This is a genomic window from Microvirga sp. M2 (assembly GCF_047497095.1).
In the GTDB taxonomy this organism is placed as follows: domain Bacteria; phylum Pseudomonadota; class Alphaproteobacteria; order Rhizobiales; family Beijerinckiaceae; genus Microvirga.
This window is the reverse complement of sequence record NZ_CP134064.1, coordinates 481,623-504,371: the sequence shown is the minus strand read 5'-3', so window position 1 is coordinate 504,371 and position 22,749 is coordinate 481,623. Positions and strand designations below refer to the sequence as shown.

17 protein-coding genes and 2 pseudogenes are annotated in these 22,749 nt (G+C 61.7%); 12 read left to right on the top strand and 7 right to left on the bottom strand.

What is annotated here, in order from left to right:
- Positions 1–443: 443 nt before the first annotated feature.
- From RE429_RS22045 to RE429_RS22020, 6 genes are read left to right on the top strand one after another with little or no spacing between them, the layout of a single operon-like run.
- Positions 444–1,283 carry a transporter substrate-binding domain-containing protein gene (locus RE429_RS22045; RefSeq protein ID WP_414475467.1) on the top strand — a complete coding sequence of 280 codons (840 nt, stop codon included), beginning with the start codon at positions 444–446 and terminating at the stop codon, positions 1,281–1,283.
- A 57-nt stretch (positions 1,284–1,340) separates the two neighbouring features.
- Positions 1,341–2,003, top strand: a complete 663-nt coding sequence (locus RE429_RS22040; RefSeq protein WP_414475466.1) for an amino acid ABC transporter permease — start codon at positions 1,341–1,343, stop codon at positions 2,001–2,003.
- A gap of 4 nt (positions 2,004–2,007) precedes the next feature.
- Positions 2,008–2,667, top strand: a complete 660-nt coding sequence (locus tag RE429_RS22035; protein ID WP_414475465.1) for an amino acid ABC transporter permease — start codon at positions 2,008–2,010, stop codon at positions 2,665–2,667.
- 13 nt (positions 2,668–2,680) lie between these two features.
- Positions 2,681–3,451 carry an amino acid ABC transporter ATP-binding protein gene (locus tag RE429_RS22030; protein ID WP_414475464.1) on the top strand — a complete coding sequence of 257 codons (771 nt, stop codon included), beginning with the start codon at positions 2,681–2,683 and terminating at the stop codon, positions 3,449–3,451.
- Between the two features lie 17 nt (positions 3,452–3,468).
- Positions 3,469–3,858 carry a RidA family protein gene (locus RE429_RS22025; protein WP_414475463.1) on the top strand — a complete coding sequence of 130 codons (390 nt, stop codon included), beginning with the start codon at positions 3,469–3,471 and terminating at the stop codon, positions 3,856–3,858.
- 24 nt (positions 3,859–3,882) lie between these two features.
- Positions 3,883–4,692, top strand: coding sequence for an IclR family transcriptional regulator (locus RE429_RS22020; RefSeq protein WP_414475462.1), 810 nt, complete (start codon positions 3,883–3,885; stop codon positions 4,690–4,692).
- Positions 4,693–5,730: 1,038 nt separating this feature from the next.
- On the opposite strand, the gene RE429_RS22015 is transcribed toward RE429_RS22020, so the two are convergent.
- The 6 genes from RE429_RS22015 to istA form a co-directional block, all read right to left on the bottom strand.
- Complete coding sequence (locus RE429_RS22015; protein WP_414475461.1) at positions 5,731–6,081, bottom strand: hypothetical protein; 351 nt, start codon at positions 6,079–6,081, stop codon at positions 5,731–5,733.
- Positions 6,082–6,424: 343 nt separating this feature from the next.
- Positions 6,425–7,063, bottom strand: coding sequence for a response regulator (locus tag RE429_RS22010; protein ID WP_414475460.1), 639 nt, complete (start codon positions 7,061–7,063; stop codon positions 6,425–6,427).
- 73 nt (positions 7,064–7,136) lie between these two features.
- Positions 7,137–8,909 (bottom strand): ATP-binding protein, encoded by a 1,773-nt coding sequence (locus RE429_RS22005; RefSeq protein ID WP_414475459.1) that lies wholly within the window; start codon positions 8,907–8,909, stop codon positions 7,137–7,139.
- Between the two features lie 122 nt (positions 8,910–9,031).
- Positions 9,032–9,667, bottom strand: coding sequence for a plasmid pRiA4b ORF-3 family protein (locus RE429_RS22000; RefSeq protein ID WP_414471407.1), 636 nt, complete (start codon positions 9,665–9,667; stop codon positions 9,032–9,034).
- Between the two features lie 58 nt (positions 9,668–9,725).
- Positions 9,726–10,511 (bottom strand): IS21-like element helper ATPase IstB, encoded by a 786-nt coding sequence (gene istB / locus RE429_RS21995; protein ID WP_414471408.1) that lies wholly within the window; start codon positions 10,509–10,511, stop codon positions 9,726–9,728.
- Positions 10,508–12,037, bottom strand: coding sequence for an IS21 family transposase (gene istA, locus RE429_RS21990; RefSeq protein WP_414471409.1), 1,530 nt, complete (start codon positions 12,035–12,037; stop codon positions 10,508–10,510). Before istA ends, istB begins: the two co-directional genes overlap by 4 nt.
- 243 nt (positions 12,038–12,280) lie before the next feature.
- On the opposite strand from istA, the gene RE429_RS21985 reads away from it, so the two are divergent.
- Complete coding sequence (locus RE429_RS21985) at positions 12,281–12,499, top strand: hypothetical protein (RefSeq protein ID WP_414475458.1); 219 nt, start codon at positions 12,281–12,283, stop codon at positions 12,497–12,499.
- A gap of 452 nt (positions 12,500–12,951) precedes the next feature.
- Positions 12,952–13,987 (top strand): annotated as a pseudogene (locus RE429_RS21980) (IS110 family transposase).
- A 330-nt stretch (positions 13,988–14,317) separates the two neighbouring features.
- Here the strand turns inward: RE429_RS21980 and RE429_RS21975 are convergent.
- Positions 14,318–15,380 (bottom strand): annotated as a pseudogene (locus RE429_RS21975) (IS701 family transposase); the annotation flags it as partial.
- Between the two features lie 774 nt (positions 15,381–16,154).
- Between RE429_RS21975 and grrM the strand changes: the two are divergent.
- The 4 genes from grrM (at position 16,155) to RE429_RS21955 (ending at position 22,734) form a co-directional block, all read left to right on the top strand.
- The gene (grrM, locus tag RE429_RS21970; RefSeq protein ID WP_414475882.1) at positions 16,155–17,369 is read left to right on the top strand and encodes a cyclophane-forming radical SAM/SPASM peptide maturase GrrM/OscB; all 1,215 of its coding nucleotides are present in this window, start codon (positions 16,155–16,157) and stop codon (positions 17,367–17,369) included.
- Positions 17,370–17,396: 27 nt separating this feature from the next.
- The gene (locus tag RE429_RS21965) at positions 17,397–19,304 is read left to right on the top strand and encodes a hypothetical protein (RefSeq protein WP_414475457.1); all 1,908 of its coding nucleotides are present in this window, start codon (positions 17,397–17,399) and stop codon (positions 19,302–19,304) included.
- A gap of 25 nt (positions 19,305–19,329) precedes the next feature.
- Entirely contained in the window at positions 19,330–19,755 is a 426-nt protein-coding gene (locus RE429_RS21960) for a leucine zipper domain-containing protein (RefSeq protein ID WP_414475456.1), read from the top strand.
- Positions 19,756–19,992: 237 nt separating this feature from the next.
- Positions 19,993–22,734 carry a patatin-like phospholipase family protein gene (locus tag RE429_RS21955; RefSeq protein WP_414475455.1) on the top strand — a complete coding sequence of 914 codons (2,742 nt, stop codon included), beginning with the start codon at positions 19,993–19,995 and terminating at the stop codon, positions 22,732–22,734.
- Positions 22,735–22,749: the final 15 nt, after the last annotated feature.

Below are 22,749 nucleotides of genomic sequence, written 5' to 3'. Positions count from 1 at the left end.
TGAAACGGCATCGCGGGTGGCGCTCCTGCCCCAAGGTGCTCCTGTCCCAAGGTGCTCCTGTCCCAAGGTGCTCCTGTCCCAAGGTGCTCCTGCCCCAAGCTGCATGCCGGGAATTGCCCCCACCTTGTGCGTCTCGATGCGCGGGCGCACCCTGGCCCTGTACCGGTCGGCACGGCAATGGAAGCACTCGGTGTTCCGCGCCGCGATACCGAGATTGACGGGTACGCCCAGCGTATCGACCGCTTTCCAGCACGGCGATGAAGAGGCCCGGAACCTCAAAATCGGACGGTGCCCTGCACGGCTGAAGGTGCAGCCCTAAGGCTGAACGTCCTTTTTCGGCACGGCCCCTTGACAAGGCATTCCCCATCACTCCTGATGTGCCAATCCGATAATTCGGACGCGTGTCCAAAATATTGGACACGTCGAGAGCTAGAGGGAACATCATGACCACTTCACTTCGTGCCGGCCTGATGCTGGCCGCCGCCGCCCTCCTCGGGTCCACTCCTGCCTTGGCCCAGACCAGCAAGCTCGATGAGGTGCTGAAGCGCGGCACTCTCGTCCTCGGGACCGGCAGCACCAACGCGCCTTGGCATTTCAAAAGTGCGGACGACAAGCTTCAGGGCTTCGACATCGACATGGGCCGCATCATCGCGAAGGCGCTCTTCGGCGATCCCAACAAGATCGAGTTCGTGAACCAGTCCTCCGACGCCCGTATCCCGAACATCACGACGAACAAGGTCGACATCACCTGCCAGTTCATGACCGTGACGGGCGAGCGCGCGCAGCAGGTCGCCTTTACGATTCCCTATTACCGCGAAGGTGTCGGCTTGATGCTGAAGGCCGACGGCAAATATGCCGATTACGCAGCTCTCAAGGCGGCCGGCTCGTCGGTCACCATTTCAGTTCTCCAGAACGTCTATGCCGAGTCCATGGTGCATGCTGCCCTGCCGCAAGCGACCGTCGACCAGTATGATTCCGTCGACCTGATCTATCAGGCGCTGGAATCCGGCCGTGCCGATGCCGTGGCCACCGATCAGTCGTCGCTCGCCTGGTACATGACGCAGAACCCGGGCCGCTACAAGGATGCAGGTTACGGCTGGAACCCGCAGACCTATGCCTGCGCTGTCAAGCGCGGCGATCAGGACTGGCTGAACTTCGTCAACACCGCCTTGCACGAAGCCATGACGGGCGTGGAGTTCGATACCTATGCCAAGTCCTTCAAGACCTGGTTCGGCAAGGATCTGCCCCCGCCGCAGATCGGCTTCCCGGTCGAATACAAGTAATGGCCGTGCGGAACGGGAGTTCCTCCCGTTCCGCCAGTCTGAAAAGGGCGGCTCGCCATGGGTTACACGCTGAATTTCAGCGCCGTCTGGCGCAACTTCGACTTCCTGCTGAGCGGCCTGATGCTCAGTCTCGGTCTTGCGGTGGTCTCGATCCTGATCGGGGCGGCAATCGGCCTTGTCCTGGCCTTTGCGCTGACGTCGAAGAAGCGATTGGCGGCAGCACCCGCACAACTCTATGTCACGGTGCTCCGCAACCTGCCGATCCTCGTCCTCGTGCTCTTCGCCTACTTCGCGCTGCCTCAGTTGGGCCTCCGGCTCGACAAGATCAAAAGTTTTGTTCTGGTGCTGTCGCTCTACTCGGGCGCGTATCTGGCCGAGGTGTTCCGCGCCGGACTTCTGTCGATCCCGAAGGGCCTGACGGAAGCTGGTCTCGCCATCGGCCTGACGTCGATGCAAATCCGCACCTCCATCATAGCGCCGTTGATGATGCGCAACGTGCTGCCATCATTGTCCTCGACCGTGATCTCGCTCTTCAAGGATACGTCCCTCGCCGCCGCTATCGCCGTGCCGGAACTGACTTTTGCCGCGCGCAAGATCAATGTCGAGAGCTTCCGGGTTATCGAGACTTGGATGATCACGTCCGCGCTTTACGTCGCGACCTGTTTCCTCATCGCCGCCTTGATGCGCTTCGTCGAGCGCCGACTGGCTCTGCCGAGGTAAGCCGATGTCCCATTCCTTTCTCGATCAACTCTGGATCGCACGCTACGTTATCCTCAGCGGTCTCGGCATGTCGGTGTCGATCTCGCTGCTGGCTATTCTCGCGGGCTCCGTGCTCGGCGTCTTCGTCGGTATGGCGCTGGTCTATGGCGGTGGCGCGCTGCGCCTTGTGGTGAGGGCTTACACCGACATCATCCGTGGTACGCCGGTCCTCGTGCTCGTGCTCGCGAGCTACTACGTCTCCTCTGCCGTCGGCATCAATCTCGGACCGTTCGCAGCCGGTGTCCTCGCGTTGGCGATCTTCTGCTCCTCTCATGTGGGCGAGATCGTGCGTGGTGCGCTTCAGGCCATCCCCAAGGGGCAGACGGAAGCCGCCAAGGCGATCGGTCTGACCTTCGCCCAGACCTTCACATCGGTGCTCTGGCCACAGGCGATGCGCCAGTTCCTGCCGGCCTGGGTGAATACGGCCGCCGAGATGGTGAAGGCTTCGACACTGTTGTCCGTCATCGGCGTCGCGGAACTGCTGTTGCGGACGCAGGAGATCATCTCTCGCAACTTCCTGAGCCTCCAGTTCTATTTCCTGGCGGGCGCCCTCTATTTCATCGTCAACTACGGTATCGAGCGCTTCGGCAAGTATGTCGAGCGCAAGACCGCCTTGCCGTCCTGAGGAGATCGTACCGATGGCCAAGACCATTCTCGACATCAAGGGCCTGCGCAAGACATACGGGCAGCACGAAGTCCTCAAGGGTATCGACTGTGCCGTACAGGAAGGCGAGGTCATTTCCATCATCGGCTCATCCGGCTCCGGCAAGACGACCATGCTTCGCTGCATCAACATGCTGGAGGATTTCCAGGGAGGCACGATCAAACTCGACGGCGAGGAAATCGGCTACCATGTCGAGGGCGCGACGCGCCGCCGCAAAAGCGAGAAGGAGATCGCCCGCCAGCGCGCTCTGACGGGAATGGCATTCCAGCAGTTCAACCTTTTCCCTCACATGACGGCCGCAGAGAACGTCATGCTCGGGCTCATCAAAGTCAAGAAGATGTCAAAGCCCGAGGCACGAGCCATCGCCGAGACCTGGCTCGACCGAGTCGGTCTCTCCGCCCGGGCAGACCATTATCCCGGCCAATTGTCGGGTGGCCAGCAGCAACGCGTCGCGATTGCCCGTGCCATTGCCATGGCGCCGCGATTGATGCTGTTCGACGAGGTGACCTCGGCACTCGACCCCGAACTGGTGGGCGAGGTGCTCCAGGTCATCAAGGGGCTTGCCGCCGACGGCATGACCATGCTGCTCGTGACCCACGAGATGCGCTTCGCCTATGAAGTCTCGTCGCGCGTCATCTTCATGAACCAGGGTGTCATCTGCGAGGAAGGCAACCCCAAGGAAATGTTCGTGCGGCCGAGGACCGAACGGCTCGCCGAGTTCCTCAAGACATCCAGCTTCAACTAGAAAGAAAGAGAACCCTCATGACGATCAAGCGTTACGGTGCCGGGCAAACCGGCGCGGGCGGACAGCCGCTGCCCTTCGCTCGTGCCACCGAGGCCAACGGCTGGCTTTATGTGTCCGGTCAAGTGCCGATGGAAAATGGTGAGATCGTGCCTGGCGGCATCATCGCCCAGAGCCGCAAGGCCATCGAGAACATGATCGCGATCCTCAAGGAGGCTGGCTACGGCCTGGAGGATATCGTGCGCGTCGGCGTCTGGATCGACGATCCGCGCGACTTCTGGAGCTTTAACGGCGTCTACACGGAATACTTCGGGGCGAACCCGCCCGCCCGTGCTTGCGTTCAGTCGCGTATGATGGTCGATTGCAAGGTGGAAATCGATTGCGTGGCCTACCGCGCCGATCGCGCCTGAGAGGCGAGCTGGAGACGAGCAAGCATGGCCGAGGCCGCAAGCGACGGTGTAACCCGACGGACGCGGGGACTGGATCGCGCATTCGAGATCCTGGAATTCCTGCGCATGAAGCGTCAGCCCATGCGGCCCAACGAGATCGCCGCCGAGATCGGCGCTCCGCGCTCCTCGGTCTACGAGCTCGTCAATCTGTTACTCAGCCACGGCATGCTTGACTATCAGGGGGGTGACGGGCGGATTTTCCTCGGCCGCCGCCTCTATTTCCTCGGCACGGCTTATGCCGAGCAGTTCGATCTCATGCGCGAATGCGACCGCATGCTGATCCAGCTCGCCGAGGAGACCCGCGAAACGGCGCAGATGTGTCTGCTCGAAGGCAACAAGTACACGGTAGCCATGATGCGCGAGGGGATCCGTCCGTTTCGCATCTCCTCGAATGTCGGCGAACCCGTCGCCATTCCGTGGACGGCTTCGGGGCGCCTTCTCGTCTGCCATCTTTCGGACCACGAAATCCTCGATCTCATCCCGCCGGAGGACTTCGTCCTGCCGAATGGGAGGACGCTGGATCCCGCGGATTTCATCGCCCAGGTGCGGGCTGCCGCGCGCGATGGTTACTTCACCTTCAACAGCGAGGTGGAGACCTTCACCCATTGCTTCGCTGTCCCGATCTATCAGGCTGACGGCACCTGCATCGCCACTCTCTGCCTGGTCGCACCGCGTGAGGACGGGTTGCGTCACCGCACCGCCTATCTCGATAGCCTGCTGAACGCGGCGCATGAGATCTCGGAAAAGCTTGGTTTTACTTCGCTTCCGAGACGAGTATCCTCATCGCGGGTTTGAGCCGAAACGACTTTTGCCGCCATCGTCTCAGCCTTGGGTCGCTGGCCACAACGGCCTTGCTCTCCACGGATTCCCGGCTTGATGGTCGTGAGGTTTGCGGCAAGTTCGCGAACCCGGCACAAGGACAAGCCGGCCGATGGCACATCGGCGAAGTTGACCAAATGCCGGCTTTACAGCCTCGGACGTGGAATCGAACCCACATCCGATGCTGTAGGCCGAGAACGCATCATTGGCGTCTGATCCGGCCAACCGGCACCAGGTCAATTTGAGCTGGGTTGGGCCTGTGATCCAGCATGGCCCCGTTTGCGGCATCTAGGACGAGGCCAACCGATCCGCCAGGGAGGATCGCGTTTCCAAGCATGCCCGGTGCGGCTTGGTCGGTGAGGACCGGTTTCACGAGCAGGGACCCTGGTTTGTATCCTCTGGCTTCCGCGTAGGCGGTGAACTCCGCCTTTCGATTGACCTTTACGACGCACGGGGAACGGGGGCATTCGTGCCCGAGAGATGTCCAGATCCGCGCAGACGCCGGGCTGGTGGTGATGGTCACCATCTCCTCGATCCCGCGCGTTACCGTGTTGCAGGCGGCGAGGGACAGAGCCGCCCCCGCCGCACATCCCAAAACTCTCGTTCGCATGGATTGCCCTTCCCGCTCATGTGAGCTCGTACGGCCCCGCCCTCATCAGCAGGTAACGCTCGCGGTTCAGTTGGCCAGTGCAGCAATCATTGAGACGAGATGGCCATCAGCAACGCGGATCCCGCAATCCGGGCGTGGCGCTTGTATCTCCAAGGGCTTGGAGCATCGTGCTGACCCAGCGGGCGCGCGAGCGAAAAAGTGGGCCCGGTTTTCACGAACGCGGTCTTCGGGTCGCTGGCGCGGCCCTCCGGGTCCGCTCAAACGATGCGCTCTTCCAGGAGGGAGCATCGGATTCAATCCCAAAAGTGCAAATCCACTTGTCACGTTCGATGCTCTAGAATCGGCTGAAGGGGTATGCTGATGACCCGCCCGACATTCCCTTCAATCATGGCCGTTTGGATTGATCAGTGAACAGATTGGCTCTGTCTGCTTGCCCCTGCGACCATTTCGACAGCCATTGCCAGCTCTTGCTCGTCGAATTCGAAGAGCCCGCAGCTATCGATGACGGAGCGATCCGCTTGCGAGTAGACCTCCATCCAGAACAACGGCATGTCAGGGGGCAAATCACACGCCGGGACCTCGGTCAGCCGCACCTCGAGTTGCCCGAGCCGGGTCACGGACACGGTTCGGGAGCCGCCCATGTCCTGTTCCGTGCACGCAAGCTGCACATAGGCCCGGATGATCCGCTGCTCGATCTCGTCCGCATCCATCATCGCCGTCGAGGTATTCGCAGGCTCAAAGTGCTGCAGGTACATTGGCTTTTCTCCAAAGGCTGTCCGTTCCCTGGGACACGTGAGGCTCCTCATCGCTTCTTTCGCTCGATGATTGCCGTCTCAAGCCGGGCAACGGCCCTCCAGGGATTGGGCGCGCGCTTCAGGTTCGACGAAGTGCCATCGCTGTCCCGGCCAAGCCGAACGCCATCACTCGCGGCCTGCTACGGGACAAGGCGGACATCCTCCTGGACCGGAAGTGGTCGGGAAAGCAGAGGCGCCGGATGGGACCGTTATCGGCGTCACCAAACAACGGCGCCAGCCGGATTGAAATCAGGCGAGGACCTGGGAAGGGACTAGGGATATTGCTGAGAGGAGAAGCCGATGCTCACGGCTCGACCAGCTTGTTGCGAACCGCGTAGAGGGCGAGCTCGACCCCGGAGCGCAGGTTGAGCTTGCGCATGGCCGAGGTGCGGTGGCTCTCGACCGTCTTGACGCTGACGGACCAGCGCTCGGCGATCTCCCTGTTGGTCTGGCCCTCGGCGACAAGCTGGATGACCTCCCGCTCTCGCGAGGTCAGGGTGTCGGACGTCACGACCTTGTCCCCCGCCAGGAAGGTGTCGAGCAGCGTCTCGGAAACCTGTGGAGAGAAGTACGGCTTCTTCAGCAGGAGGGCCTGAACGGCCCTGATGATCTCGGCATCATCCTCGGTCTTGAGCAGATATCCCCGTGCCCCGGCTTTCAGCACGTCGCGGATCACGTCCTCGTTGTTGTGCATCGTGTAGACCAGCACTTCGGTCTTCGGGCAGGCCTGCCGGATCTGGCGGGTTGCCTCAAGGCCGTTGAGCACCGGCAGCGAATAATCGAGGATCGCCACGTCCGGCGGGCTGACGGTGGCCAACTCGACGGCCAGCCGGCCGTTCTCGGCTTCGCCGCAGACCTCCCAGCCCGGCTGCGCCTCGATGAGCGCGCGGAGGCCACGGCGGACGATGGAATGGTCATCGGTGATCAGGATCCTTACGGTCATAGGCCTCCCTCCGTGTCGGGAGATGTAGGGCCTTCCGGCCTCCCGCCGATAGGGGATGCACCTGTCCTGCCTCTCAGGTTTTTCCTGTAGGGTCGCCCGGGCCGGTCCGGGGAGGGACATCCTGTGGAGCGGACAACTGAACTCCACCGGCATCCCCGGATTGGCCGCGCGGCACCGTCGGAAACAGAAGATGGACCGTCGTCCCATGTCCTTCCTCGCTCTCGAGACGCACCTCCCCACTGCTCTGCTGGACGAAGCCGAGCACCTGGCTGAGGCCGAGCCCATTGCCTTGTCCCTTCGTGGTGAAGAACGGATCGAAGGCTTGTTCGACGACCGCAGGAGCCATGCCGATCCCCTGGTCGATGACGGAAAGCCGCAGCCACGCTTGGCTGGCCCGCTCGGCACCCTCGGCGCCCGAGGCGGTCGGGAGGGGGCGGGGCGGGGCGGAAAGCCCGGTCTCCACCGTGACGGTGCCGCCGTCGGGCATGGCGTCCCGCGAGTTGAGCACGAGATTGAGCAGTGTCGCCTCGAGCTGCACCGGGTCCAGGAGACAGATCGCACCATCGCTTGCCAGCGAGATCTCGAGCATGATCCGGGGACCTGCGGCCTGCTTCAGGATCATGGCGAAGCCCGAAACCAAGTCGTCGACGACTGTGAGGCGGGGCCGGAGGTCCTGTCGCCTCGCGAAGGCGAGAAGGCTCTCCGTCATGCTCTTTGCACTCCTGAGGACGTGCTCCGTGTCCTCGACCAGTGAGCGGGCATCGGGATCGTTCTTCAGCGAAGGTTTGAGAAGCGTGCAGGCTGTTTGGACGATGCGGATCGTATTGCCGAAATCGTGCGCGATGCCGCCGGCGATGCGTCCGAGGGACTCCATTCGTTGAACACGCGTGAGGCGGGCCTGCTCCTCCCGCTCGCGCCGGCGGCTCCTGGACAGGCTGTATACGAGCGCCGCCAAGAGGGCGAGGAGCACCGCCATGGCGCCGATCACCACGGCAGCGTGCCTGCGCCAAGGGCGCAGCACGGATCGCTGCGCCATGCCGACGAGCACGAGGGCGGGAACATTGTCCAGGGTACTGTATCCGATGACCCTGTCCATGCGGTCTATGGGGCTCGTTCCCCAGAAGACGCCGGACGGATCGCGAGGCAGGTGCTCGAAGGCCGTGCCTGGGACCGCCAGCGACTTTCCTATGGCCTCGTCGGCAGCCGGGGTGCGCACCAGGAGGGTTCCGTCACTGAGGGCGATCTCGATGAACCCACCATCGGCTATCCGGAGCCTGCGGTAGAAGGTCTCGTAGAACCGGAGGTCGACTGCAGCCACGACGATGCCGCCAAAGCTGCCATCAGGCCGGTCTATCCTCCGACTCAGGGTGACCAACCACGCGTTGTCGACCTTGCTCCGCCGCGGGTGCCCGACCCGCAGGCCGAGCCCGGGAGTGTCCCTGAGCGCCCGGAAGGCGGCGCTGTCGACGGCATCCGCTCCCAATACGTCGGGGTAACCTGAGGATTGACTGGGGGTGCCGTCGGTGCCGATCACGTAGATGGCACTTACGTAGGGGAGGGAGCTGACCCGGTTCCTCAACATCTCCTCGAAGGTCGCATCCTGCTTGGGCACGTCGGATGTCGAGAGGACGTCACGGATCGAGAGAAGGGTAAGGTCGACCGCCTGGAAGGTACGCTCGGTCTGCTCGGCCAGCAGGAGTACGAGGTTGCTGACGACCCCTTCGCCACGCTCGATTGCGTCGTTGTAGCTATACCATAAATCCAGAGTGCCGATCAGCACGATGGCTGCAGCAAGCACGCCCGCTAGGGCCAGGAAGCTGGTGAACCCAAGGGCTCTGAACCTCACGCGAGCGATCTTCCTCAGCTGGGGAATGGCCGGGACACTCCCTGAGAGATAGCTCCGTCGCGCTCATAATCCATTGCATGCACCTGTGTGCAACGACAATTTTCATGTCCGGGTAGCGTCAACTACGATGACCGACTTTTTCGTGTGGGCTTAGGCTGGTGCAGGCGGCGCCGGACATTGGGCTTGAGGGCGTTCCTGACGTCCTTGTCGGTGAGCGCCAGATCGAACCACTCCGGATCGAAGTGGCCGCCGCACCAGATCCGGGTCTCAGTGTGCTCAAGATCGTTCGGGTCGGCCATGATGGCGAGAAAGCGCTCATAGCTACTCACGCCACCCACGTCCTCCGGCGGTCTGGCACGGGCTCCTGCGATGCAGGCCCCCAAACGAGGAGGCGCATCGAGAGCCAGCAGCTTCTCGATCTCCACGGTGTGCAGCCAGCTGTCCCCGAAGTCATAGAGATAGCTAAAGCAGGTGCCCGGCTCCCGGTCGAAGTCGCGCAACCGCACCTCACGCTCGTCGAACACCCGCGCGTCATCCTCGAAAGCCCCGTCCTCGAGCAGCTCCGGATCGCCATAGCGCAGGCCACCAATGCGGAACTCGTGCAGGTGATAATCCCACCAGTTGAACGCCGCCTGGATCGCAAGGTGCAACTGCCCCAGGTGCCAGGTCCACGGCACCACCAGCCGCCGCCACACGGGCGGGTCGATCTCGGCCAGCGTGATCTTGATCTGGAGGGCGTTGGGATCTTTCCAGGACATGCCCCAGTGGACCTGTCACCGGGGGCGGCGTCAACTAGCCGGACGCGTCCGACGACAATTAGACAGCGGCGCTCTTGGCCTCCGTCGCGGTTCGGCGCCGGTAGCTCTCGGTGTTGAGTTCCAGAATGGTGGCGTGGTGGACCAAACGGTCGATCGCCGCGACCGTCATGGCGGGATCCGGGAAGATCTGATTCCAGGTGCTGAAGGGCTGATTGCAGGTTGTGATCAGAGAGCGTCGTTCATAACGCTCGGCGATCAGCTCGAACAGGACGCTCGTTTCCGCCTGATCTTTACGCACGTAGCCGAGGTCATCGAGGATCAGGCAATCGAAGCGGTCGAGTTTGGCCAGGGTCGCCGGCAGGCTCAGATCGCGCCGGGCGGCCTGCAGCTTCTGGACCAGGTCGGTGGTGCGCGTGAACAACACCCGTTGGCCGGCCTCGATCAGGGCCGTGCCGATCGCCGCGGCGAGGTGCGTCTTGCCGGTCCCAGAGGGGCCGAACAGCAAAATGTTGGCGCCCTGATCGAGCCAGGCATCCCCGTCCGCCAGAGCCAGGACCTGCGCCTTGCGCAGGCTCGGCACCGCGGCGAAGTCGAAGGTCGCAAAGGTCTTGCCGGGGGGCAGGTCGGCCTCGGCGAGATGGCGGGCAATGCGTCGACTGTGTCGCTCATGGATCTCGTGCTCGCACAGGGCCGCCAGGAAGCGAGCCGATCCCCAGCCCTCCGCATCGGCCCGGGCACCGATCTCCTGCCAGAGCCGCGAGATGGTCGGCAGACGCAAGGTGGTGAGCAGGACCGGCAACTTCGCCGTGTCGACCGGCGGCGCGGCGGATGAGGATCGGGTCATGGTGCGGCCCCTTCTGAAGCGGCGATGGGATCGACAGGGATCAGGCAGTCATAGACGCTCGGATCCGGCGCCCTCACATGAACCACCGGCGCCTGGACGTTCAACGGCCCGGCCACGAGGGCCCGGGCCTGATCGAGATCCGGGAGCCCGCCGCCGGCGAGGACGCTCGCGAGATGATCGGCCAGCTGGGCCTCGCAGGCGTGCGTGGCGGCCAGATGCAGCAGGCCGACATAGACCCGGCACGCCTGTCTTGGATCGAGCCTGGCATCAAGCACCTCCCAGGCCCGTCGGAAGGCAGTCTGCGGGAACAGATCCTCCCGGAATACCGAGTGCCGGAAGGCCTGCGGCTTCTTCACGAGAGCATGGACCAGATGGCGGTAATCGACGACGCGGACACCGGGACCGCCGCGTTTGAAGTAGCGGCGGGGGACGGTCAGCACCGGGCTCAGGCCGAGATGGCAGACAAGACGATCATCGTAGATATGCACCTTGAGCCGACAGCCGACGAGGCGCGAGGGCACGGTGTAAAGGACATTGCGCACCGAGATCGTGCCGGAGCGTGTGACGGTGACCGTCGCCACCGAGTAGTCGCTGGTGCGAAAGCGCGGCAGAGGAGCCAGCGCCTTGCGCTCGATGGCAAGCGCCGCCTGCACGGCTGCGTTCTTGCGCATGGCGAAGTCCTGCAGAAAGGCCTGGTAGGCCTCCAGGTCCGAGAAGTCTTTCGAGCCGCGCAAGTCGAGAGCTTCGCGCAGCCCGAGCTTGAGATGGCCATGGGCGGCTTCGACCGATCCGTTCTCGTGGGCGATGCCGGCATTGTTGCGGGTGGGCTGCAGACCATAATGGTTGCAGAACGCGGCATAGGCCTTGGCCTCGTCCTCGCGATCAATGAGATTGCGGTAGGCGGCCGAGAGCCGGTCGGTGCGATGCTCGCGCGGGACGCCGCCGAGCTGCCAGAGCGCCTCCTGCAGGCCTTCGGTGAGAGCCGTGAAGCTCTCGCCGCCGCAGATGGCTTTGATGAAGCGCCAGCCGGAATAGGCGAGCCAGAAATGATAGAGCAGATGGGGAAAGGGTCGGCCGGCGATGGTCACGCCGAGCTTGGCGCCATTGGTAAAATCCGAGAGGGCCTGCCGACCGGGCGGATGCTCCTGTCGGAAGATCAGCTCACGCTCCGGTCCCTCGGTGGCGCGCCAATGGGCCACCCGGCGCTGCAGCGAGCGCAGATGGCCGTCGCCATAGCGCCCTGGATGCAGCCGTTGCAACTCTTCCAGCAAAGTGGTGGCCCGGATCTGGGGCGCGGCCTCCAGCATCGGCACGAGTTCGTCGCGCCAGACTTCGGCGAACGGATCCGGACGCGTCCGGTAGCGCCGGCCCTCGCGCTGGCTGGGAAGAACCGGGTCGGCTTCGATGCGCCGACCGGTGCGCTCGCTGAAGCCGGCCCGTGCCGCCGCGGCGGCCTGAGAATATCCGTCCTTGCGTGAACTCATATAGCGCCTGACCTGGCGGTCGGTGACGTGCATGCCCGGCATCAACCTTCTCCCGCAATCGCGGGAAAGATTGATGCATCTCACACCTAACCGGCCATCTCTGTCGTCATCAGGCGGCCATCATAGTTGGCGTCGTACACACCTGTGTCGTTTCGGCAGGGGGCATGCGCATACAGGCGCGAGGACAGCTCCGGGCCCTTTAACGATGGCTTGCAACGACGGCTTGGCGATCAAGGTGACGGCAACGGCCAAGGTTTAGCCGTATTGGCCCGGTAGCCCAGGACAATGTCGAACGAGAACAAACAACCCCTTGAGGAAGCCGTCGAGGAGACGATCGAACTGGCCCATCAGGCCATCCAGCAGACCCGGGCCGAAATCGCGCGCTCGCAGGCCTTGAGCCAGGCCGAGGCTGATCTTGCGCAATCGATCAACCAGATCGGCAAGAACCAGGACGATCTTGCTATTGCATCGGACATGAAACCGAATCCAGATCCGGTACTTTAACAGTTTGGCTTTGAGCATCGAACGCAAGACCGGTACCCACCTTTTGCGTTCGATGCTCTAATCGATCACTGATGGCCCGCCCTGCTCCGCTGAACATGTCCGATCAGGTTGAATCGAGTCTAGGAATCGCCGGTTTTAGCTGCTGTGATCGGCCCGCCCTCTTGGGTGCCTTACGAGGTTATCGTGCAATCGCGCTTTCCAAATTCACATCTCAGCGGACGTGCGGCGTGAGGTTTTACATGGACAACCTCTTTCATCATGTAGCAGGTCCCAGCAACCTAGCCCGATCCCAGAGGATATGAATTGCTATGCCGGTTGTGCTTACAACATGAAACTAGATGCCGTAATGGGCCTGCCGCTCACGAGGTAGCGGAACGGGTGGCTGTCCCTCAGAGTGATGTGTGTTGAACCGGGGTCCGAGTGATCGGCCCCAAGCATCATGAGGGACAGCCATGGACTACTATGCTGGAATTGACGTGTCTTTGGAACTCAGCAGCGTCTGCATCCTCGATGCCTCCGGGCAGATCATCCGCGAGGCGAAGGTCGCCAGTGAGCCTGAGGCGCTCGCTACCTTCCTCGCCAGCCTGGACCTGCCACTCACCCGCGTCGGCCTGGAGGCCGGGCCGCTCTCGCAGTGGCTGCATGCCGGCCTTCTGCACGCCGGGTTCGAGGTCGTGCTGCTGGAGACCCGGCATGTGAAGGCGGCGCTCTCGGCCATGATCGTCAAGACCGACCGGCGCGATGCCCGCGGCATCGCCCAGCTGCTGCGCATGGGCTGGTTCCGGCCCGTCCACTGCAAGTCGCCGCCGGCGCAGGAGGTCCGGGCCCTGCTCATGGCCCGCAAGCAGCTGCAGGCCAAGATGCGCGATATCGAACTCAGCCTGCGTGGGTTGTTGCGCGGCTTCGGCCTGAAGATCGGCGCGATCAGCAAGGGCCAGTTCGCCACGCGGGTGCGCACCCTCACGGCAGGTCATGAGATGCTGGAGAAGATCGCCGAGGCCATGTTACGGGCCCGAGAGGCTCTGCAGACGGAGTTTGCCCGGTTGCATCGCGCCATGCTGGCGATCGCCCGGGAGAACGAGGTCTGCCGGCGGTTGATGAGCGTGCCAGGCGTCGGAGCGCTGATTGCAGTCACCTTCACCTCCGCGGTGGACGATCCCGAGCGCTTCTCGCGCTCGCGGGCGGTGGGAGCGCACTTTGGCCTGACCCCTAAGAAGTATCAGTCAGTCAGGCGAGACGGATATCACGGGAGCGGTGAGCCGGGTGGGTGACCCGATGGTGCGCACGGCGCTGTATGAGGGCGCCCACATCCTGCTGACGCGGGCCGTGCGCTTCTCGGCGCTCAAGCGCTGGGCGCTCGAGGTGGCCAAGCGGCGCGGCATGCGGCGGGCCAAGGTGGCGCTGGCCCGGAAACTTGCGGTCATTCTGCATCGCATCTGGATCGACGGCACCACCTTCCGCTGGAGCCGGCAGGGTGTTGCCGCATAGGAGGAGCAAGCATTCGGAACAGGGCGGCTCTCGTCCTGTTCCCCTGAGGTCCCGTCGCCGGGACGATGGAGGCGGTCAAGCCGTAAGTAGTGCCGTGAGCACCCATCGGGTGGAACACGCGTCCTAGATGGGCTGACCGCATCCTCTCTGATGGCATGGTGGGGCGGCCTCGCGCCGACCCCGAACAGAAGCAAGACTTCGGCGACAGGACTATCACTCAGGGGATTGACACCAAACGGCCCATTACAGAAGCACTATTTTGGCACTGCCATTGTTGGGTCCAGTGTGAAGCGGGCGCGACAGAATGGGCACGCAGGCGCATGGCGGAGCCCCCCGCCACGACCGACCCTCGAAGTGATCAAGCCCAAGTTCTTCCTTCAACTGCTGGCGCGCCTGCTCACACACCCAGCGCGCCTTGATGAACGATGCCAACTGCTTCAGTGAGGCACCGGGTGGTAAGTTGGAGAAATAGTATTTGCACTCGTCTGACAATCAGCGTTCGCCCATCAGTCAGAGCTCATCTCTGGGTAGATGCTGAGTGGCCTGCCTGCCCAGCTGGACGGCCGGTCCATCGGCCACCCGCACGCGCGAGGCAGCAAATCTCGCCAGCAGTGGCCCTTTTGTGCCGCGCCGCCACGTGATCCGGCGCCACCGGGCCTTCGCTAGCAGATTTCGGCGGCCATTGCCTCTTGATCCGAGATCAGCGTCTTGCGAGGGCGTCAGCGCCTGGTCGCCGAGGCGATCATCTGCACATCAGCTGGATAGACCTTCTGAATGCGGACGGTTCCAACCGCCCGCCGTGGGTCTAGAGCGGTGAGTGTCTGTCGAAAGGAGCCACTGACGCCATAGCCGGCATTGGTCAGCACCGCCCGAAGCTCTCACCCGCTTGCATGACCCGCTGGAGTTCCGCCAATGCGATCTCGGGCTTGGAGCGCTCCGTCCAGAACACCTCGGGCACACCGGCGTGCTGCAGGCGTTCCGGATCATTAATCCACGTCTCCGGCAGAAGCAGCCGCAAGACAATCGGGATCGGCACCTCGCTCCTGGCCAGCGTGAGCGAGACTAGGGTCTGGCAGATCGCTTTCTTGCCGACGAACCCAGCATACTGTGGACCAGTACCAACGAGTGAGTGCCCTTCTTGAGCAGGGCGGTATCATCGATCATCAGGATGGCGTCGGGCCCGCCGACGAGTCGGTTGGCCTTGTCGAGGAGTTCGGCTTCCAGCGGCGCCTCGTCCCAGGGCCCCACCGCCGCAAAATGATGCGGTTGATCGTAATCGGCAGGCGCCACCGCGCAGCCATCGGCTGCATGGCTCTTGGCGCGTGCCGGGACTGATCAGCCCGGCCACATAGAGCTGGCACATGCGCCAGCGGGGTGTGAGGAACGGTTCCAGCTAGGACTGAAGTTTGTCTTCCCACGCTACTGAGGTGCTCATGACGACCTCCCGCGGACAATCCTTCAGGGGCAGAAGTCGGCAGCGCTCACTCAGTTCCTCTGACCTGCCAAAGTAGTGCTAAAGAGCCCCGGGTTCGTTCGGGATAAGAAGAGCACTGAGCCGCCCGCATCTCGCAATGTCGGTCCATGGCTCTGGTGCACACCTTGGAAATACGAAAGGCCGGAGCGGACGATGCCAGGAGGGAAGAGGTGGCTCATCGGATGGCCGGGCCCCAGGGTCGGGCCGCTTTCATCGTCAACGGACAGCGCCCTGCCGTTCTCAAACAGGCTGCAAGTGAGAACTGGGCCGCTATCTCCTTCACCGCCACGGCTTCCGGCTCACGCGGTAACGAAGGCTCCCAATCTTCTCGGCGACACAATCAGTCGTAAAAACCCATTAAAGTACCTCTTCTGGAACGTGTGCTTCATAAAGAAACAGGACTATAATTGCTCCGTATTCCTTAATTTTGTCAGAGGTTAGCTACCATGCCGAAGGAATATAAGCAGAGCTTAGGCTCGCCTAACGGAAGAGCGATCTCTCTAGCGGCAATTGCCATATGCGCCCTGACAGACGGGTTCCATGCGAACAGGACCCCAGATCCGGTAAGCCGCATGCCAAGCCACGTGCAGGAGCTGTCGGCCCGTGTCGATAATCTCGTCAACCGAATCCGCCAAGCGGACCCGGCATTGGCACGCGATCTACCGTCCGCTGCAAAAGTCGTACAATGGCGAAATGGTTGAAAGTTCGGCATTGCCTCCTGTCAGGGCGAGGGGCATCGACGGTGTGAGCCGAACGGCCGGTGGGCGGCTGAGGCTCCTGGTTCTTCAGCCAACCCCGTTCTGCAATATAGATTGCTCCTACTGCTATCTCAGTACCCGCAATTCGAAGGCGCGAATGACTCTCGATACGCTTGCCAAGGCGTGCCGATGCGTCTTCGACGGCTCGAATCTCGACGAGGCCCTTGAGATCGCTTGGCATGGGGGCGAACCTCTGACGGTTCCATTGCAATGGTACAAGGACGCCGTCGCTCTGATAAGCGACCTGCGGCCGGTTGGCCTTAACCTGAAGTATCGGTTCCAGACCAATGGTCTCCTGCTCAACGCCGAGTGGGTAGATTTTCTTGAGACCATTGGCGCAGTCGTCGGACTAAGCATCGACGGGCCCGCAGACCTCCACGATGCGAGAAGGCGCAGCCGTGGCGGTCTCGGAACTCACGAGAAGGCGATGGATGCCGTTCGCCTGCTGCACGGACGCGGACTACCGTTTCACGTTATCACGGTCCTTACGTCCTCGACGCTCGCCAGTCCGGACCAGCTCTTTGAATTCTATCGCTCAAATGGCATCGCGGAGGTGGGATTCAACGTTGAAGAGATTGAGGGGGACAATCGAAGTTCGTCCCTGTCCGGCAGTAACACGGACATGAGGTTCCGGAAATTCATCCGTCGCTTCTTCGACCTCTGCATCGAAAACCCCGGAGCTATCCTGTTAAGGGAGCTTGAAGCCACCGTTAGCCTGCTCCTAGCTGAGGATCAGGCCGAAGACGAGCAGAACATCCCGTTCCGTATCATCAGCGTCGGGCATGATGGCGCCATTTCGACGTTCTCGCCTGAGCTTTTGGGCTCTCATCACGACCGATTCGAGAGCTTCGTGTTCGGCCATGTCGAGAACGGGCAAATCAGCAAGATCCTATACGACGACAACTTCAAGCAAGTTCATGCCGAGATACAACAAGGCGTCGATGCGTGCAGGCGCATCTGCTCCTACTTCAAATGGTGCGGTGGCGGAGCACCTGCGAATAAACTTTTCGAACTTGGCCGCTTCGATACAACGGAAACATTGCATTGCAGATTATCGCGACAAATCATTCTTGATGAGACAGTCGCTCTACTGGAGAGAAGCAGCCGGCATCAAGTAGGACAATGTGAAGGGGCTGCCGGTGTGATTTGAGACAGGCCAACCCGATGGATGACTGCGATGGGTGATCAAACAGAAATGGTCCACTCTTTTGCGGAGTACTGGTCTATCGTGGCGGGCTGTGTGGTCGTTCTCACATATGCAAAACGGCGCTTCAATGAGCCATCGGGGACCAACAGCAAAGCATTACCGCAAGCAGTCGAGCCTCTCCGCTATTTGTATCTCAAGTCCCAGTACAAAACAGCGCGTGCTGTCTACGTTTTGGCGTCTGTCGTTCTATATCTTCTGCTCCTGCTGCCGGGTCCCTTGATCATGTCTGTGTCCAACATAGACCCGAAGATCTTTCCTCCGCAGGCATGGGCATTGCTCGTTGCCCTCGTGCTGGTCGGATTCGTGCCGAACACGGCGAATTTCAGATGGGTTCTGACGATCGAAGAGGAGCTTCGACGGTTCGTTCACGAGCGATACTTCGTTCCCAGGCGCGTTGAGGAGACCATCTCGCTCCTCCAGGACGTCAGCTACGATCCGCCGAGCGCACAGACGGAAATGCTCCCTGCGCCGCTTCGCGCGGCGATCTTCGATGGATTGAAGGCACCTACGAACTCACTTGCGTACCGGTGGGCTCGAACGAGAATGCTCATGGCCTCCCTAAGCCAAATCGGCACGGGCACCTCCAGTCTGTTGACAAGAGCGGACTTCGAGCCATTCGAGAAAGACTTCGAGTACATTCAGGAGAAGTACGATGAACTGTCGGGCAAGATAGAAAGAGTGATCGACAGTGACCTAGAAGTTGAAACGGAACGAAAGCTGAAGGCAGCTGTCGATGCTCTGCTTGACAAGATCTATGCCTACATAACTTGGGGTGTGCGGCAGAGAGCGAGCACGGAAGGAGAAATCAACGAAACCTTGCTGACGCTTGGGTTCGATATTCCGCCTGAGAACGACATTTCATTGTTCAACGTTGTGTTTCCGGCAGTTCTGTCGGTCGGAGGCGTAGCCTTCGTGTTTTCCTGCCTGATCGATGTTCTGCAAGCAGCATTCGGCAATTTCGAGGGCAAAATTGCGACGACCGTCGTAGCCGCCTTCGCCTCAGCAATGGCTGCAAGCGTAATGTACTGGGCCGCCGTCCACCTCGCACTCAGCGGGCGGAAAGATCAAATCAGGCGAAAGGTATGGCACGAACGGTCGCCCATCTGCCTTGTACCTATCGGCATCAAGGCGGGCCTTGTGACGTGGGCTGTCATCGTCGTCTCCACCATCGTCTGGCACCCGATACTGACATGGGATTCGATGTATAGCTCCTGGAGAGCTCTGAAGTTGTCGGTGGTCGGATCGGGAGGTTTGCCGTTCTCGGAATGGAACTACGTGTTTCTGAAGGCCGCGTCGGCGCTGCCGTGGCTTTTCGCAGGGCTGATGGTCAGCTCCGTCATCGCCTGGCGGTTGGGAGGCGATGTGCGCAAGAGCGATCGCTCCAGCCAGCTCAGGGATGCGTTGTGGTTGGGATGCTGGCTTGGCGTCACAGCAAGCTTGGCTAGTCTTCTGCAGACCTCCGAGGTCGAATATCTCAGGTCGGTCGGCGTAACGACCGCCACGGACAGCAATGCAATTCCACTTACGCCGTCCGAGATCGTGTGGCTCACCTTTTCATCCGGGCTCGCCGGCTTCGTGTGCGGCACGATCCTCGGACTGAAGGTGCCTGCAACCTATAAAATGGAGCTTCAAAGACCTACCGGGAAGGTCGGCAGCAAGGCACTCCGGGATCTGTTGACTCTGGCCGAGCGGACGACCGGAACAAGAGCCGCCGCGGAAGAGTGGGTCTTCAGCCCGAATGAAGAACTCAATGGCCTCACTCCCGCTGAAGGTGTGCGCTATCGTGAACTTACGACCGGAGTGCGCAGGCTCATTCAAACGGCATATCGTCCCGTGCGATCCATGCCATCTGTGATCGAGGGGGGACTTGCTTCCTAAAGCCTCGTCCGCCTCGGAGCCCCGGATGAACAGCCATAAGAATGCCCGCATGACGCCCTTCGGTCGAGCCCTTTTGGTCCGCCGCGTGCGCGGGGAGGGCTGGCGCGTGGCCGACGCCGCCCAGGCGGCCGGAGTGTCCGCCCGCACGGCCTACAAATGGCTGGCGCGCTTCCGCATCGGCGGGGAAGGCGGGCTGCAGGACGCCAGCTCGGCTCCCTTACGTCCGGCCCATCGCCTGTCTCCGGATTGGATTGCAGGCATCGCCGCCCTGCGGCACCAGCGCCTGTCCGGTCCGGCGATCGCCCGCATCCTCGGCCTGCCGCGCTCCACGGTCGGCGCCGTGCTGCGCCGGCTCGGCCTCAACCGCCTGAGCGCCTTGACCCCACGCGAGCCGGTGCAGCGTTACGAGCGTCAGCATCCAGGCGAGTTGATCCACGCTGTAAGGGTCTGACGGGCTGATTCTATGAGGCTCTGCGAGGTTAGCCTATTAATCTGACGATGCCGTTTCGGCGATCGGTATGCGTGGATACGGTACTGCGACACGGGAATTTGGAGTAGCGCACACACGCGTCAGTCATACCACTTTCGTGTAATGAGTAACAATGGATGGCGGAGATACTACCGCTTCGAGTTATTGTCGGAAGGCCTCCGACGACAGTATTGTTGCGCTTGATGCGGAGGCGCAGCCATGCCGCCGGATGAGACCACCGAATACTATTCCTTCTACGAGGTCTTCACGAAGGAGGCCAAGGTCATCAACGCCCGGCGGTTCGCCGTGGCTGAGGGGCGGCTCGCGACGGACCGGGGCGCCACCTTGGAGGGGCTCCCGCCTCTGACCGACGATCGGAGAAGGGAGATCAAGGTCCAAATCATGGAGCGTACCGCCAAGATCCCTGACGAGACCGATGCCGGGCGGGACGAGCGCTGCCGCAGGGTACCTCGCCCAAGTCAGGGCCATAACCTCACGGGGCTGGCCCTCTCCGGCGGCGGCATCAGATCAGCATCCTTCTGCCTCGGCGTCCTCCAGGCCATCGATGCGTTGAGGGAGAACCACGAGCCCCAGGTACTCGACCAGATTGATTACCTGTCGACCGTCTCTGGTGGGGGGTACACGGGAACATCCCTCGTCAGCGGACTAATGCAGGCCCAGGGACGCTTCCCCTTCGCAAGCAAGCTCGATCAGGAGGAGACGATCGAGGTCCAGCACATCCGGGACTACTCGAACTTCCTAGCGCCTCAGGGCCTGCGAGACTACCTCCTCGGCTTCATCGCAGTGTCGAGGGGCCTGCTAGTCAACGCCATGGTCTTCCTTGGCGTCCTGCTCCTGCTCGCTGCTTTCACCATCTATCTCAATCCGGACATCGAGGAACTCAACCAGGGCGCCGGTGGACTGGAGCTGTTCGGCCTGACCCTGATCACCTTCGGCCTCTTCCTGCTGGCGCAGATGATCTTCGCGCTCTACTCGTCGCATCGCAAGGCCAACCGACAGACGCTGACCTTCAGGGAGAAGTGGGCCAAATGGCTTGCAAGGGCTTTCATGGTCGCGCTGGTGATCGCCTTCGCCGAGGCGCAGGCCTTCGTGATTGCCCGCCTCGTCGACAAGGACCTGACCCACTGGCTTGGGGAGCTGCTTCCCAAGGTCTGGGCGGCACTCCTGCCGGTCGCGATTGCCCTCGGTGCATCCGCCGGGAAACTGACCACGATCGTGCGAACGACCCTCGGGGACAAATCGTGGAAGGGATCGTTCAAGCGATGGACTAGCCAGGCCGCACTCTACCTCGCCGCGGCGGTCGTCCCGTTTCTGCTCTGGTGCGTCTACATTCTCCTCTGCTATTGGGGGGTCCGCGCCAACATGACGGGTCCGAGGCCATATCATCCGGGGGTGCCCGATTGGCTGACGCAGCTATCAGGGTGGTTCCCGGTCAAGCACAGCTTCGCACGTCTCTATTCCGCCGTCGGGCTGGTCCTCCTGTTCCTGTCCCTCTTCGTGAAGCCGAACGCCGGATCGCTCAATGGCTATTACCGCGATCGTTTGAGTCGCGCGTTCCTCTGGCGACTGGACAAGCTGAGGAAGCAGGCACAGGAAAGGTGGGACGCGGACGCGCCCGATCCTCTAGACGATCACGATTGCGCCGCGGTTGGCAAGCACGTCGAGAAGGCACAAGGCAAAGAGGGTGCGGGCAAGGCCGCCATCACAGAGAATAGGAAGAAGGAGAAGCCGGAGATCGATGTCGACAGGTTCACGTTCTCTTCCCTGAAGAAGAGGAAAAAATGGCGGAGAAACAAGAAGTTGAAGGTCGACGGCATCCACTGGGAGGAGGATGTCCGCTTCTCGCCATACCTTCTGGTCAACACGGCGGTCAACCTGGAGGGATCCGATTACCTCAACCGACGAGGACGGAATGCGGACTCGTTCGTCTTGAGCCCGCTGTATATCGGGAGTGAGGCAACCGGTTATGCCAAAACCCTCACAATGGAGCGCATCGATCGCGGCATCAACCTCGGTACTGCCATGGCCGCCTCCGGCGCGGCGGCCTCCGCGAATATGGGGGCCCAGACAATCAAGCCACTCACCTTCAGCCTCGCCGCACTGAACGTTAGACTCGGCTACTGGATCCCGAACCCTCGGTACGCCAAGACATGGACCGGGTGGAACTCGTACCTTGCGAGCGTTGGCCCGATTTACTACGCTATGGAGACGTTTGGAGCTATGAATGAGGAGAGGCTCAACGTCTACCTCACTGACGGCGGGCACTTCGACAACCTCGGAATTTACGAGCTGCTCAAGCGGCGGTGCAGCCTGATCATCGCGGTGGATGCGGAAGCCGACCCCGGCATGCATTTCGAATCGTTCGTCCGAGTGCAACGATATGCGCGCATCGACCTCGGCACCCGCATCGACCTACCGTGGGAGGCCGTGCACAGGTCGGCACTGGCCATTTCCAAAGAAGGATGGCGAAAGCCGCTTCTGCCTGACGGGCATCAGGGGCCGCACGTGGCTGTGGGCAGGATCGATTACGGGTACGGCGAGCGGGGAGTCCTCATCTACGTCAAATCGTCCATGTCAGGTGACGAGAGCGATCTCATCTGCGACTACAAGAGGCGCAACGAGGCCTTCCCGCACGAGACGACGGCGGACCAGTTCTTCAGTGAGGAACAGTTCGAAGTGTATCGGGCGCTCGGCTTCCACGCGACCAAGGGTTTTCTCGAAGGCAACGATGCATTCGGCATGTTCCCAGCGGGTAGGCATGAGGGTTGGCTCGAACTTCTGGATCACGCTTTGAAGCATCTCAACTTACCAGAAAAGTCGCGACGGAAAATCCTTGCTCGGGCGTCAAATGGTAGTGTGGGCGCTGGGAAAGAGCAGAGTACGTCGCGTTCGGATAAGGCGCCTATAGTCATCGGAGTCGCACAACCAGAAGCCTCATAGAGATCGGCGGTGCTG